The organism is Pseudoalteromonas sp. MER144-MNA-CIBAN-0113, assembly GCF_040308965.1.
Classification (GTDB): Bacteria; Pseudomonadota; Gammaproteobacteria; order Enterobacterales; family Alteromonadaceae; genus Pseudoalteromonas; species Pseudoalteromonas tetraodonis.
In genome coordinates, this window is sequence record NZ_JBEOOG010000024.1 from 1 (window position 1) to 13,589 (window position 13,589).

Consider the following 13,589-nt stretch of genomic DNA (forward strand, 5'->3'; position numbering starts at 1 on the left):
GAAAGAAGTTCACGAACTTCCATTTCTACTAGCTCAAGTAGCTCTTCATCATCAACCATGTCACATTTGTTCATGAATACAACGATGTAAGGAACGCCAACTTGGCGAGAAAGTAGGATGTGCTCACGAGTTTGTGGCATAGGACCGTCAGTCGCAGCAACTACTAAGATAGCGCCGTCCATTTGAGCAGCACCAGTGATCATGTTTTTAACATAATCGGCGTGACCAGGACAATCTACGTGTGCGTAGTGACGAGTAGGCGTATCGTACTCAACGTGTGAAGTTGAGATTGTGATACCACGCTCGCGCTCTTCTGGAGCGTTATCGATTGATGCGAAATCTTTAGCAACACCGCCGTATACTTTTGCAAGTACGTTAGTGATTGCTGCAGTTAGTGTAGTTTTACCGTGGTCAACGTGGCCGATTGTACCAACGTTTACGTGCGGTTTTACGCGTTCAAACTTTTCTTTTGCCATGACGGAACCTATCAGTTTTGTGTATCTAGATTACATATGAAAATAATCCACCATAGGTAGATTAAGTTAATTTTTTCAAATTTCAAATAGTTTTTTCTGACAGATAAAGGAAGTGTTTAAGGCGATTCGATTGACTGGTGCTGATAGGCAGATTTGAACTGCCGACCTCACCCTTACCAAGGGTGCGCTCTACCAACTGAGCTATATCAGCATCATCAAATTGGAGCGGGCAGCGGGAATCGAACCCGCATCATCAGCTTGGAAGGCTGAGGTAATAGCCATTATACGATGCCCGCTTTAAGGAACCTGTTCTTAAACTACCTCTAACCGTCTAGAATAAAGTGGTGGAGGGAGCTGGATTCGAACCAGCGAAGGCTGAGCCGTCAGATTTACAGTCTGATCCCTTTGGCCGCTCGGGAACCCCTCCACGATAATTCTTTACTAAGCACTTCCGGTAAAAGGAAAGTGGTGCCGACTAACCGAGTCGAACGGTTGACCTACTGATTACAAGTCAGTTGCTCTACCAGCTGAGCTAAGTCGGCACTGCTTTAGTACGGGGCGAGATTCTAGAGTAAGGTTTATTGGGATGCAACCAAAAAATTAAAAAAAATGTGATTTAATGCTTCAAATGCTCACTATTCGCGCAAAAAGCTGTTTTTTTGTTGTTTTTAACTCTTTTTAGCTAACTCATACCAGTAATTTAAGCCTTTCATTACTAGCATTGGGTCGAAAATACTCTGTGAAAAATGCCCTTGTAACAGCTGACCATAACCACCCGCAAAAATTAAGAGGCTATTTTTTGTCTTTAAATGCAATCTTGCTTGCTCAATGGCACCCATAGTTGCCACTAAGGCTCCGTTTTTTAACCCATTAGGGGTGTTTTTTCCAAGCTCATTAGCAAATGGCGTGTTTGCATCATCAAATACCCGCTGAGTATTTTGAGTGAGTGATGAGGTCATTAAATCAAGCCCAGGTAATATCCAGCCTCCTAGATGCTGCCCATCATTATTGAGAACGTCTATAGTAGTAGCCGTGCCAGCATCAACAACAATAGCAGCCGTATTAGGGTAAAGCGTATAACCGCTAATAAGCGCCAACCATCTATCTATACCCAAATTACCTACTTGCTGATACGCGCAGCGCAACCCACCAAGCTCACTACTAACCGTAGCCTCAAAACAATCAATATTATGCGTTTTGGCTTGCGCTAATAATTGTTTAAGTAACTCGCTACGACCAACACAAGCGTAAATAACAACCGTAATTTGCTGCCATGAAATATTATTAATATCACATGGCTGTATTTGCCCGTTTTCCCACAATACGGCTTTGAGTGAAGTATTACCTACATCAATTAACAATCTCATGCTTGCGCCTTTCTTAATGAAATCTCGCCGCCATAATAACTTTTTACTTCGCCGTCTTGGCGAATACGTACACCACCGTGCGCATCTATACCTTCACAAATGCCACGCCAACTACGATGCCCAGTATTAAGCTCTACCTGCTCGCCTGCAAACGCATTTAATGCATTCCATTGTTGATACATAGTTTGTAAGCCGTTCTCGCGATATTGCGCTAAGCGCTGCTCTAACCAATAAGTTAATGAAGCTACTAATTGATTTTTATCTAGCTGCTGGGTGTGCTGACTTAAATCTGTCCATGCTTGGTCAATGTGCTGACTTGCACTTTGTGGCATATTTAAATTAATACCAATTCCTATCACCAACTGACAGGGCCCTTGTGGTTGCCCGTCTAATTCAACTAATACGCCAGCGAGCTTTTGTTTGTTTATGTAAATGTCGTTTGGCCACTTTAACTCTACATCAATACCATAAAGTGCTTTTATCGCATCATACACCGCTAAACCAACCGCAATCGATACACCCATAGCGGCTTGTAAACCATCATCTAATCGCCAAAAATAGCTGTAGTATAAGTTGGCACCAAATGGCGATTGCCATACACGCCCTCGACGCCCCCGACCTGCTTGCTGCATTTCGGCAACGATTACCGTGCCCGACTGAAGTGGTGTTTTAGCCTGAATGCGGCGCATTAGTTCGCTGTTGGTTGAATCAATGAGCGGCTGCACTTCAATATTAGCGGTATTTTGCCCTAACTCAGCATAAAGCTGTTGTATTTTTTCCTGATTAAGTAATCCTACTTGGTTATTTAAGCAATAGCCTTTACCTGTAACTTTAAATACATCTAAGCCCATAGCTTGTAGGCTTTGAATGTGTTTACTAACAGCGGCACGACTAATTCCTAATTCCTCTCCTAAAGCTTGCCCAGAGACAAACCCGCCTTTATTAAGCGCATTTAAAATAGCCAGCTTGTTTCCATCAGGTGCTTTCATGCTGATTGCTCCAAAGAGATATGGCATTCATTGTGTTGATCAATTAACCGCACTTCGTGTTCTAAGTTTATGTTATAGCGCGCTAAAACAGTGTTTTGAATATGGGTGATCATGCTGATCAAATCATCCCCTGTACTGTGACCATGGTTAACGAGCACCAAAGCTTGCTGCTGATGCACTTCAATACCGGCAATCTTATATCCCTTTAATCCCGCTTGCTCTATTAACCACCCCGCTGCAACTTTATGATGACCGGCTCCGTGTGGGTAATGAGGTAACTCAGGAAACTGCGCAAGTAACGGCACTAACGCAGCATTCGTAATAATGGGGTTTTTAAAAAAACTCCCAGCATTAGCTAGTTTATAAGGGTCTGGGAGTTTGCTATTGCGTGTTTGTATCACCTGCTCACATACTTGCTGTGGCGTCGGGTTTTTTAGTTGTTGTAGCGGTCCATAACTGAGTACTGGTTGCCATATTTTTGGCAGTTTAAAGTGCACTTGGGTGATCACCGCTTTATTTTTTAACGCGTGTTTAAAAACCGATTCACGATAAGCAAAGTGGCATTGCTGATTAGTTAAAGATTTGAAGCAGTTGCTATTAATATCAAAATAGTCAACAGCTTCTATAAATTGTGCTATTTCTAAACCGTAGGCACCAATATTTTGCACTGGCGCAGCACCGACTGTGCCAGGTATGAGTGCTAAATTTTCAAACCCTGCTATGCTTTGCTCAAGCAAGTAAGTCACTAATTGATGCCAATTTTCACCGGCAGCCGCACTGACTAAAAAATCATTTTCCCGTTCAGTAATATTAATTCCTTGGGTCGCCATTTTAATAACCGTGCCAGCATAATCATTTAAAAAAATGGTATTACTGCCCTCCCCTAACAGACAAAAAGGCGCGTTAAAGCTCTGAGTTTGAAGCTGCGCTGAGTCGGTGATCTCAATAAAATTTTGGCATTGGCTACTTAATGCAAATGTATGTAGGGGTTGTAATGAGTGCGCCACAAGGGTCCTAAAGGTACCAGTAATTAATCGCTCTAGTTTAACTCATCGTCGCAAATTGCGCATCAGCTTGTAAAAATTGTTCAACCCACTGTGGCAATCATGTTATAAAACGGGTACTTTTTTATTTGTACTCAAGGTAATTATGAAAATCAAACCTCTTTTTTTAAGCCTCGCTATGGCCGGTATGTGCTCGCAAGTAATGGCTAGCGCTATTGATCAAAATTCCTACGCCAACCTTGATGATGTTATCACCACGCATTTAAACCTTGATTTAGACATCGACTTTGCCGATAAGCAATTAGAAGGTTTTGTTGAGCATACGCTACAATGGCAAAACGCGAAAAGCACAAAGCTAGTACTTGATACCCGCGATCTTGATATTGATAAAGTGATGTATCAAACAGCCAATGGCAATTGGCATAAAGCCAGTTTTAACCTTGCTAATCGCGACGATGTTAAAGGCTCAAAACTAACCATTACATTTAAAAGCCAAGCTGAAAAAGTCCGTATTTACTACAACAGTCGCCCAGAAGCGTCGGGCTTACAGTGGTTAACGCCAGAGCAAACAGCCAGTAAAACGCACCCGTTTATGTATAGTCAATCGCAAGCGATACATGCACGTAGTTGGATCCCTGTGCAAGATACCCCAGCAATGCGTGTGACTTATTCTGCACGTATTCATACCCCTGAAGATGTGCGTGCGGTAATGAGTGCCGATAATAAAGATGCCCTTTATAAAGACGGTGATTACCACTTCAATATGCCACAAGCAATTTCGCCTTACCTAATTGCGATTGGTGCTGGTAACTTAGAATTTAAAGCGATGTCTAAACAAACCGGTATTTTTGCTGAACCGACTATTTTGGATGCCTCAGTTGCTGAGTTTAATGACACCCAAGCGATGATCGACAAAACCAATGCGATGTATGGTGAATATGCTTGGGGTCGCTATGACTTACTTATGCTACCGCCTAGCTTCCCATTTGGTGGCATGGAAAACCCGCGTCTATCATTTATTACCCCAACCGTTGTTGCTGGCGATAAAAGCCTAGTTAACCTGATTGCACATGAGCTTGCTCACTCTTGGTCTGGTAACTTAGTAACCAATGCCACATGGGAAGACTTATGGTTAAACGAAGGATTTACCTCTTACGTTGAAAACCGCATTATGGAAGAAGTATTTGGTCGCGACCGTGCAGTAATGGAGCAAGCGCTTGATGCTGCTGGTCTGCGTGCGCAACTTAAAACCATTGATGCACCAGACACTCGCCTTAATTTAAAACTTAATGGCCGCGATCCGGATGATGCGTTTAGCTCAGTGCCTTACACAAAGGGTCAGCTATTTTTAATCTACCTAGAAGAAAAATATGGCCGTGATAAGTTTGATGACTTTGTTAAAACTTACTTTAATGAATTTGCGTTTAAATCGCTAACCACTGCGCAATTTGTGACTTACATCAAAGCTAACTTAATTGAAAAGTACCCTGGTGTAGTGAGCATGGATAAAGTGAACGAGTGGATTTTTGAGCCAGGTTTACCAAGTGATGCACCTAACCCTACCTCTGATGCGTTCGATAAAGTAGATGCTGCAACACAAGCATGGTTAAAGGGGGATACAACTGCCGCACAATTACCTACTGCAAATTGGACAGTGCATGAGTGGCTGCACTTTTTAAATAACCTACCGCGCGATTTAAGCATTGAAAAAATGACTGAATTAGACGGCGAGTTTAACTTAACCCAATCAACTAACGCAGAACGCGCATTTGCATGGTACATGCTAGCAGTGGGTAACGGTTACCAACCGATTTACCCTGCGCTTGATAAACACTTATCGGGTATTGGTCGTCGTAAGCTAATAGTGCCACTTTACAAAGCACTTATTACACATGGTAAAAAAGGCTGGGCACAAAGCGTGTACTTAAAAGCACGTCCGGGTTATCACCCACTTGCACAAGGTACCATTGACGCGTTATTTGAATAAATAATAGCGTTACCAATAAACTAAAAAGGGCCAATTTGGCCCTTTTTTAATGCTTAATTATTTTGTTACTTTATCTAAAAAAGCCTGCCTTTCAGCGAGCGTTGCTTGTTGCCACCAAAAGTCGAGCATATTTGCCGCACTTGGCATGCCTTTTCCATTAATTGGCGTAATCGGTTTAATGGGACGACTCGGTTTTTGCGGGCCCGCTGGGGTTGCTGTTGTTTGCTGGTTAAACTGTGCGCTTTGAACTTGTCGTTCGGCAATAATATTTAATGGCTTAGCTAAGGTGCTGCCTTTTGCTTTTAAACTCACTTGCGGTGCCTCAGCAAATACTTTTGCCGCTACCGCATTTTCAGCACGATTAAATACTAAGGTGTAATCTTTACCCGCTTCAATGGTTACATTCACCCAAAAAGGTTCTGACTCAATCACTTCATGATCGTCATAACCTAAGTCATATAAATCTGTGTATTTAAGTTTTAGCTGATAAGTACCCGGTGCTAATTCAACATCATCAACACGACTAAAAAGCGAACTTTCAATTATTCGTTCACCCACTTGCAAAGGAACAAATTCCTCAGGAAAGTGAATATTTTCTGCCAAACTCGATGCACTCACTAAGAGCGCCGCTACACTGCCTAATAATATTGATTTACGCATAATTACTCCTTTAGTTGATTTCAGTTTGACACTGCTAGCAAAATTTGTCATTAGTGACACATATATTAATCAAATAAATTAGAGTCATCATTATGAGCCAAGAGACTATTTTTACTAAAATTATTAATCGCGAAATTCCAGCAGATATTATTTACGAAGACGATGACACGCTAGCGTTTAAAGACATTAATCCTCAAGCGCCATTTCATGTATTAATTATTCCCAAGCAACCAATTGCCACTATAAATGATATAAATAATGAAAACTCACATTTAGTTGGTAATTTATACACGGTCGCCGCAAAACTGGCCAAGCAACACAACTTTAGCGATGACGGCTACCGCGTTGTGATGAACTGTAATGAACATGGTGGCCAAACTGTGTATCACATACATTTACATATGCTCGCAGGTAAAGAAATGGGCTGGCCTCCATACCAAGAAACTAAAAAAACGGCGCTATAGTGCTTAGTTAAATCTTAGATTAGTTTAAAAAAATCAAAAATACGGCGTTTTTCTTACTACACGAAAAAAAACAATTACTTATTTGCAACATTTTATGTTTAAATAATCGGAAATCGCACCTTTTCTCCAGTGAAATAATGATTTTCTAATACAAAAGGTGTGTAGGGATTGTGGTAAAATTAATTAGCCAGCTTTATAAAAGAGTAAAAAAACATGAGCAGTTCAGCCTTTTTGTTGTTAGATGAAGAACCAATTAACACTATTGGTATTAACGTTTTAGAGCCATTGTTAAAAACGCAAGGCCTTGACGTAACTACGGGTACAAATATTTTAGATGTTCCGGTAGGTACTCGCTTATTGTTCATTGAAACATCAAGTAAAGACGCATGGACAAAGCTAAAAGAGCAACTCGTTAATTTACGCATCAAGTGCGATATTGTGTTGTTCAATTTAGATGAAAACCCAGAGCTTGCTAATCGCGCATTACTTAGCGGTATTCGTGGTGTATTTTACACCACAGATAATGCCGATGTACTCATGAAAGGGATTCGTTTATTACTCGAAGATCAGCTTTGGTATCGTCGTGACATTATGTGTAATGCGCTTAACCGCATGCTGCAATTTAATAAAGATGCCCTGCATAAGCTAACTGATGGTGATATTGAACCAATAAAGCTAACGAAGCGTGAAAAAGCAATTATCTCGTTAATGAGTAATGGTTCTAAAAATAAAGAAATTGCTGAAGAGTTAAGTATTAGCCCGCATACGGTTAAAACTCATTTATACAGTGCATTTAGAAAAACTAAATGTCGTAACCGTATTGAATTACTTTCTTGGGCACAACAAAACATTCCTGACGAAATTCGTTAACGTTTGTTTGAATAAATACCATACAGGCACTTTAAGTGCCTGTTTTTATATCTTCTTTAAAAAACGCTGTTGGGGTCTTAATGCTCGACTCATTTACGCTTTATTTTGCCAGTATCGCCGTTATGACAGTGATGACGCTACTGAACTTTTTAACCTGGCGTACCAATAAGCATGTTCCCGGCACGTTACTTTATATTTTCTATCCTTTACTGCTATTAGCTGCCATTGTTAGTTTTGCGCTAATAGGCAAAATTCCTGATCAGATTGCCATTACCCTTGCTAATAACATGATGTTTTTAGCCTCTATTGTGCATTGTTTGTCACTGAGTCAATTTTTAAATTATCATGGTCGTGGCCTTAAGTTTGTTTGCCTATTTACAGCGCTCAGCGCTTTGCTGCTTGTTTATTTCACATTTTTACAGCCCTCAATGCGCTCACGGGTATATATTTCTGATTTGCAGCATATTGTAGAGGCCACTTTTTTATTATTTATATTTATAAAATATGCGCGAAAACCCTACCCTAACGCCAGTATTGTTTACATAATTATTTTAACTTTAGTTGCAGCAAGTTTTATTACCCGAAGCCTATTTATGGATGACATTGCACAACAGGATGCCATTTTAAATTCATGGTTTAACTCACTGTTATTTTTAAATAGTGTTATTGCCCCCATGTTCTATGCTGCAGGTATGGCGTTGTTATGTAATGAGCGCAGAGAATTAAGGCTTAATAAACTTACCGAAAAAGCACACAAAGACTTAGAGATTCGCGGGCTCTTTTTATCCACTATAAGCCATGAAATACGCACCCCATTAAACGGCATTTTAGGCAGCGCACAACTGGTGTTAAACCAAACTAGCGACAGCCGCAATAAAGCTTATTGCGAAGCCATTATCAACTCAGCAGAGTCACTCAACTTACTAGTAGATAAAGTGCTGGAATACGCAAGCTTAGATCAGCATGACGAAGCCTTGTACGAAGAAGACATAGAGTTCAAAACTTGGCTACAAAACTTATGCCTGCTGTTAAGTCCTCTGGCCGAACAAAAACAGCTTAAATTTGAGCTTGCCTGTAACATCCCTGATAAAGCCTGTTATTACTGCGACCAACAAAAGCTCAGACAAATCATTATTAATCTTGTTGGTAATGCGATTAAATTTACCGACACCGGCACAGTAAAAGTACAGATTGATTTAATTAATGAAACTCAGCTCGATCATACTCTTAAAGTAAGTGTACTCGATTCAGGTCCGGGTATTGAAAAAGATGAAATTGATTACTTAACTGAGCCCTACATTCAAAGCAGCGCCGGTAAGGAAAAAGGCGGAACGGGGCTTGGTCTGGCTATAACTAGTCGCCTTCTCGATAAAATAAATAGCCAGTTAGAAATCACCAGTGAGCTGGGAGTGGGTAGCGTATTTAGCTTTAACATGACACTAGCCATAGGTGAACTTAGCCTTGTAGAGCAGCGCCATCAAAGTAAGGATTATTTAACCGGACTTGATGTGTTACTTGTTGAAGATTTAGATTTAAACCAAAAAATAGCTGTTGAATTTATGGCTGACGACGAGCATAAAATTAAGCTCGCTAAAGATGGCAAAAGTGCGATTGAGTTGATGAAAAAATATCACTTTGATGTGGTGTTACTTGATATGAACTTACCCGACTTAACAGGGCAGCAAGTGCTAAAAACACTCAAACGAGTGGAGCATAAAAATCAGCGAACTCCAGTGCTGGCCTTTACCGCCAGTTTGAGCCCTGATGAAATAAAAGAATACTTAGCACTGGGTATTAAAGACATTGTTGGCAAGCCATTAAAGCAAGAAAAACTACGCCAAGCATTGAGTGATTCACAGTCAACACAAACCGCTAGCATTGCCGTCGAGCTGGTTTATACGTTATACGATGAAACTGCCACAGAAACCCTAACAAGCTCTTTTAGTATTGATGAAGTATCTTCTATTTATAATGAGTTTATCCTCTCTGCGCGTAACAAACTGAGCCGTTGCCAAGCTTTATTAGAGCAAGACCCCGAGCAATGCATTAAGTTATTACATCGCCAAGCCAGCACCGCAATGCAACTTGGCTTTAATAGCTATGGACTGGCTCTTAAAAAAATTGAGCGACGCCTGCTAGATAAAAAACCATTAAATAACTCGTTAAATGAAGCCAGCACACTGTGGCAACACAGTTTAGAGGCGTATTTAAAGTATGTGCGGCAAGGACTAGGGTAAAAACGGGCTACGGGCTACGGGCTACGGGCTACGGGCTACGGGCTAACCAGTTTTACTACTGTGACAAATAATCAAGTATTTTCACTATTTATACTGTTATTTTCTGCCGTATATATCGTCAAATCGCTCTATATCGCTTTCATCTAATATAGCGCCCGTTTGCACTTCAATCACAATTAAGGGCTCGGGCTGATTATTCGCTAAACTGTGCAGCTGTTTTGCTGCAATATAACAAGATTGGTCGTGGGTCAGCGTTAAGCTTTGCTGGTCAATACATATATCTGCAGTGCCTGATACTACCACCCAATGCTCAGCGCGATGCTGATGACGCTGCGTTGAGAGCCTGGCCCCACTATTAACGGTTATTTTTTTTACTTTAAAACCGATACTTTCTACCAGCGTACGATAATTTCCCCAAGGGCGGTAAACCACCTGATGGTGTGTCAGTTTGTTGTTATGTGTTGATGCCAGTTGCTTGAGCAATAACGGGAGGGCATCAAGCGCATTTTGATCAGCAATTAAAGTGGCGTCGTGGGTATGAATAATTGCTAAATCGCTTACTCCTAACGTCGCTATTGTGTGTCTATCTTCGCTAATAACTAAGTTGTTACCACTGTTTTGGGCGATATGTTCTTGGTGTGGGCTATTACCTTGTGGCTCTTTTTTACTTAGCGTTGCCAGTGCAGAAAAACTGCCCACATCGCTCCACTTTAACGCAACGGGCATTACCACCACATTATTACTGCGCTCTAAAATAGCGTAGTCAATCGAGTCACTTGGGCAAGATTCAAGTGCATGAGTATTTGCTCTTGTAAACGCTAAGTCTTGTTTAAAATCAGTGGCACTAGCAACACTTTTAGCTATTTTTGGCGCAAAGCGTTCCAGCTCTTTTAGATATGCAGCGGGAGTAAATAAAAACATGCCACTGTTCCAACTATAACCGCCCTCAGTTAAATAGGTTGATGCAGTTGCTAAATCAGGTTTTTCTTTAAACTGGTCTACCTCAAAGCAAGCAGTACCTATAATTGCTGTGCCCTGTTTGATATAGCCATAACCGGTATGCGGCTCTGTTGGCGTAATTGAAAATGTAACTAATTTACCTTGCTCAGCCAGTGTCACCGCATCAGATAACTGAGCAGTTAATGGCGTAAAATCTTCAATATAATGATCGGCAGGCATCACCAACAAAGGACCTGTAATATTATTTTTTAATGCATAGTGCGCGGCAAGGGCAATGGCTGGTGCGGTATTTTTGCCTTCTGGCTCAAGTACTATGGCATGGGGCTTTGCAAATGCTGCCTGCTGCGCGGCAATAAATCGATGCTGCTCATTACAGACCAAAATAGCGGGATTAAAGCCCTCAGTTGCAACACGCACTAACGTGCTTTGCAATAACGACTGCTGGTTTTTATTATCAAGCAAAGATAAAAACTGCTTTGGCATTGCTTGGCGCGACAGCGGCCAAAGCCGTGTGCCAATACCGCCAGCTAAAATTACCGGTGTAATAAGGGTTGTATTCATAAAGCCGCCAATAAAAATATCAGCGGCTATTTTAGCACTTTATCGGCTGGGCGCTAATTTATACCAATGTAAAAGCATCGGCATCTAAATGTGCTGGAAATTTAGCTCTAAACTCATCAAGCGGCGCTTTATTTAACGTGATTGTTAGTAGTGCTTGCTGGTCGTCATTCGCTTTAATCAGTGGCTCACCTTTAAAGTCATACACTGCAGTTCCACCACTGTGGGCAATACCATTGCCATCTTCACCAACCCGGTTTACGCCAACCACGTAGCATAGGTTTTCCATTGCTCGTGCCATTAATAAAGTGTCCCATACATTGCGCCTTGCTGCTGGCCAATTGGCAATATTTATCATCACGTCGTAGTCATTGTTATTGCGCTGAAACACCGGAAACCGTAAGTCGTAGCATACTTGTGGCAATATTTTAAACCCATTGAGTTCAAACACTTCACGCGCTTGTCCTGCCACTACAAACTCGCCTTCGTTACCTAAACAAAATAAGTGCCGTTTATCGTAGTAGCTCACTTCTCCATTTGGTTGTACCCAGTAAAACCGATTCGCTTTTTTACTTCCTTGGGTTACCAATACTGAGCCTGCAATTACCGCATTATAGTGCTTCGCCTGTGCCTTGAGCCAACTCAGTACTGAGCCATTTTCAGCGTCGCCACAGTCAAGGTTAACCGCAAATCCAGTGGCAAAGGTTTCAGGAAGTACAATTAAATCAGGTTGATTGGTGACGTTAGCAAGCTGTTTTTCAAACATAGCTAAATTGGCTTTTTTATCGAGCCAATGCAGCGAGCTTTGTAATAATGCTAAGGTTAAAGTTGACATAAAATATGTGCCGCCTCTATTAAGGTTTGATCATTTTTAGCAAAACATAAACGAATAACTTTATCATTGCTTGGTTGCTGATAAAACACGCTCAGTGGAATGGCTACAACGCCTGCTTGTTCTGCTAACCATTGGCAAAATTCTACGTCATTTAAGTCAGATACATCACTGTAATCAAGCAGTAAAAAGTAGGTGCCTTCACTTGGTAAAATGCTAAAGCGGCTATCTTGTAGAGCATTACTGAGCACATCGCGTTTTTGTTGATAAAACTCACTTAGCGCATCCACATGCTCACCTTGCTGTTCTAACATATCGGCTAATGCATGTTGTGCAGGCGTAAAGCTTGAAAAAGTAACATACTGATGAATCTTTCGAAATTCTTCGCATAAATCAGTAGGCGCAATACAGTAGCCCATTTTCCAACCGGTGCTATGAAAGGTTTTACCAAAGCTTGAGATCACAAAGCTGCGAGCAAACAATTCCTCATCTCGTAACACACTTAAATGTGGTTGCTTATCAAAAGTAATATGCTCGTATACTTCATCACTTATCAGGTATAAATCATGCTCGATGACTAAGGCTTTTAGAGCATTAATATCGTGCTGTTTTAACGTTTTACCACTTGGGTTATGTGGAGTGTTGATAATAATAGCCCGCGTTTTGCTATTAATAGCCGCAGCCACCGTTTGCCAGTCAATTACATAACTCGGAGCATGCAGAGCAATATTAACTGACTTACCACCGGCCAATTCAATCGCTGGCTGGTATGAGTCATAAGCGGGGTCAAATACAATGACTTCATCACCTTCGCGCACTAGCGCTTGAATTGCAACAAACAGCGCCTCGGTTGCCCCTGAGGTTACAGTTACTTGCTGCGCGGCATCTATTTCAACCGCATATTTTCGTTTTGCTAACTGGGCAATTTGTTGCTGCAGGCGCGGTACACCAGATGAAGGTGAATATTGATTAACTCCTTCAAGCACATAATGATTAAGCTGTTTTTTAAGTAGCTCAGGCGCATCAAACTCAGGAAAACCCTGCGATAAATTAATCGCTTCGAATTGATTTGCTAAAGCAGTCATTTGACTAAAAATACTGGTGCCTAAATTTGGCAATTTACTTTCAAACACTGGTTACCCTTAATGATGGTTTTACGCCCAAAGCGATGCTATCATTGCTTAA

At 41.2% G+C, this 13,589-nt stretch carries 12 protein-coding genes and 4 tRNA genes; 4 read left to right on the forward strand and 12 right to left on the reverse strand.

Annotated features, from left to right (window positions below; genetic code table 11):
* The 8 genes from AAEY57_RS08395 to murB all read right to left on the reverse strand — a co-directional run.
* Window positions 1-476: GTP-binding protein (locus tag AAEY57_RS08395; protein WP_273588146.1), on the reverse strand; the 476-nt coding region annotated here is incomplete at its 3' end.
* A 135-nt stretch (window positions 477-611) separates the two neighbouring features.
* A tRNA-Thr gene (locus tag AAEY57_RS08400) sits at window positions 612-687 on the reverse strand.
* Window positions 688-697: 10 nt separating this feature from the next.
* A tRNA-Gly gene (locus AAEY57_RS08405) sits at window positions 698-772 on the reverse strand.
* A 46-nt stretch (window positions 773-818) separates the two neighbouring features.
* Window positions 819-903, reverse strand: a tRNA-Tyr gene (locus AAEY57_RS08410).
* 39 nt (window positions 904-942) lie between these two features.
* A tRNA-Thr gene (locus AAEY57_RS08415) sits at window positions 943-1,018 on the reverse strand.
* Window positions 1,019-1,144: 126 nt separating this feature from the next.
* A complete protein-coding gene (locus AAEY57_RS08420) occupies window positions 1,145-1,843 on the reverse strand; it encodes a type III pantothenate kinase (protein WP_024602234.1) in 699 nt (232 codons plus the stop codon).
* Window positions 1,840-2,832, reverse strand: coding sequence for a bifunctional biotin--[acetyl-CoA-carboxylase] ligase/biotin operon repressor BirA (gene birA, locus AAEY57_RS08425; RefSeq protein ID WP_024602235.1), 993 nt, complete (start codon window positions 2,830-2,832; stop codon window positions 1,840-1,842). The genes AAEY57_RS08420 and birA overlap by 4 nt, the downstream gene beginning before the upstream one ends.
* On the reverse strand, window positions 2,829-3,839 hold the full coding sequence (gene murB / locus AAEY57_RS08430) for a UDP-N-acetylmuramate dehydrogenase (RefSeq protein ID WP_096038835.1): 1,011 nt from the start codon (window positions 3,837-3,839) through the stop codon (window positions 2,829-2,831). Before murB ends, birA begins: the two co-directional genes overlap by 4 nt.
* A gap of 142 nt (window positions 3,840-3,981) precedes the next feature.
* Here murB and AAEY57_RS08435 point away from each other — a divergent pair, with 142 nt between their 5' ends.
* Window positions 3,982-5,823 carry a M1 family metallopeptidase gene (locus AAEY57_RS08435; protein ID WP_096038836.1) on the forward strand — a complete coding sequence of 614 codons (1,842 nt, stop codon included), beginning with the start codon at window positions 3,982-3,984 and terminating at the stop codon, window positions 5,821-5,823.
* 57 nt (window positions 5,824-5,880) lie between these two features.
* Here AAEY57_RS08435 and AAEY57_RS08440 read toward each other — a convergent pair whose 3' ends face one another.
* A complete protein-coding gene (locus AAEY57_RS08440; RefSeq protein WP_013466184.1) occupies window positions 5,881-6,483 on the reverse strand; it encodes a DUF2057 domain-containing protein in 603 nt (200 codons plus the stop codon).
* A 92-nt stretch (window positions 6,484-6,575) separates the two neighbouring features.
* Between AAEY57_RS08440 and AAEY57_RS08445 the strand changes: the two genes are divergently transcribed.
* From AAEY57_RS08445 to AAEY57_RS08455, 3 genes are all read left to right on the forward strand, one after another.
* Complete coding sequence (locus tag AAEY57_RS08445) at window positions 6,576-6,947, forward strand: histidine triad nucleotide-binding protein (RefSeq protein ID WP_013466185.1); 372 nt, start codon at window positions 6,576-6,578, stop codon at window positions 6,945-6,947.
* 213 nt (window positions 6,948-7,160) lie between these two features.
* Window positions 7,161-7,817, forward strand: coding sequence for a helix-turn-helix transcriptional regulator (locus AAEY57_RS08450; RefSeq protein WP_008108518.1), 657 nt, complete (start codon window positions 7,161-7,163; stop codon window positions 7,815-7,817).
* Between the two features lie 80 nt (window positions 7,818-7,897).
* On the forward strand, window positions 7,898-10,054 hold the full coding sequence (locus tag AAEY57_RS08455) for a response regulator (protein WP_350607450.1): 2,157 nt from the start codon (window positions 7,898-7,900) through the stop codon (window positions 10,052-10,054).
* Window positions 10,055-10,150: 96 nt separating this feature from the next.
* On the opposite strand, the gene AAEY57_RS08460 is transcribed toward AAEY57_RS08455, so the two are convergent.
* The 3 genes from AAEY57_RS08460 to AAEY57_RS08470 are packed head-to-tail and all read right to left on the reverse strand — an operon-like array spanning window position 10,151 to window position 13,537.
* On the reverse strand, window positions 10,151-11,575 hold the full coding sequence (locus AAEY57_RS08460) for a mannose-1-phosphate guanylyltransferase/mannose-6-phosphate isomerase (protein ID WP_024602240.1): 1,425 nt from the start codon (window positions 11,573-11,575) through the stop codon (window positions 10,151-10,153).
* Between the two features lie 58 nt (window positions 11,576-11,633).
* Window positions 11,634-12,407: an amidohydrolase gene (locus AAEY57_RS08465; protein WP_008108524.1), complete on the reverse strand. Its 774-nt coding sequence runs from the start codon at window positions 12,405-12,407 to the stop codon at window positions 11,634-11,636.
* A complete protein-coding gene (locus AAEY57_RS08470; protein WP_024602241.1) occupies window positions 12,395-13,537 on the reverse strand; it encodes a methionine aminotransferase in 1,143 nt (380 codons plus the stop codon). Before AAEY57_RS08470 ends, AAEY57_RS08465 begins: the two co-directional genes overlap by 13 nt.
* Window positions 13,538-13,589 lie beyond the last annotated feature (52 nt).

Coding starts and splice junctions, on each gene's coding strand:
- AAEY57_RS08420 (WP_024602234.1), bottom strand. CDS start 1,843: ATGAGATTGTTAATTGATGTAGGTAATACTTCACTCAAAGCCGTATTG.
- birA (WP_024602235.1), bottom strand. CDS start 2,832: ATGAAAGCACCTGATGGAAACAAGCTGGCTATTTTAAATGCGCTTAAT.
- AAEY57_RS08435 (WP_096038836.1), top strand. CDS start 3,982: ATGAAAATCAAACCTCTTTTTTTAAGCCTCGCTATGGCCGGTATGTGC.
- AAEY57_RS08440 (WP_013466184.1), bottom strand. CDS start 6,483: ATGCGTAAATCAATATTATTAGGCAGTGTAGCGGCGCTCTTAGTGAGT.
- AAEY57_RS08445 (WP_013466185.1), top strand. CDS start 6,576: ATGAGCCAAGAGACTATTTTTACTAAAATTATTAATCGCGAAATTCCA.
- AAEY57_RS08450 (WP_008108518.1), top strand. CDS start 7,161: ATGAGCAGTTCAGCCTTTTTGTTGTTAGATGAAGAACCAATTAACACT.
- AAEY57_RS08455 (WP_350607450.1), top strand. CDS start 7,898: ATGCTCGACTCATTTACGCTTTATTTTGCCAGTATCGCCGTTATGACA.
- AAEY57_RS08460 (WP_024602240.1), bottom strand. CDS start 11,575: ATGAATACAACCCTTATTACACCGGTAATTTTAGCTGGCGGTATTGGC.
- AAEY57_RS08465 (WP_008108524.1), bottom strand. CDS start 12,407: ATGTCAACTTTAACCTTAGCATTATTACAAAGCTCGCTGCATTGGCTC.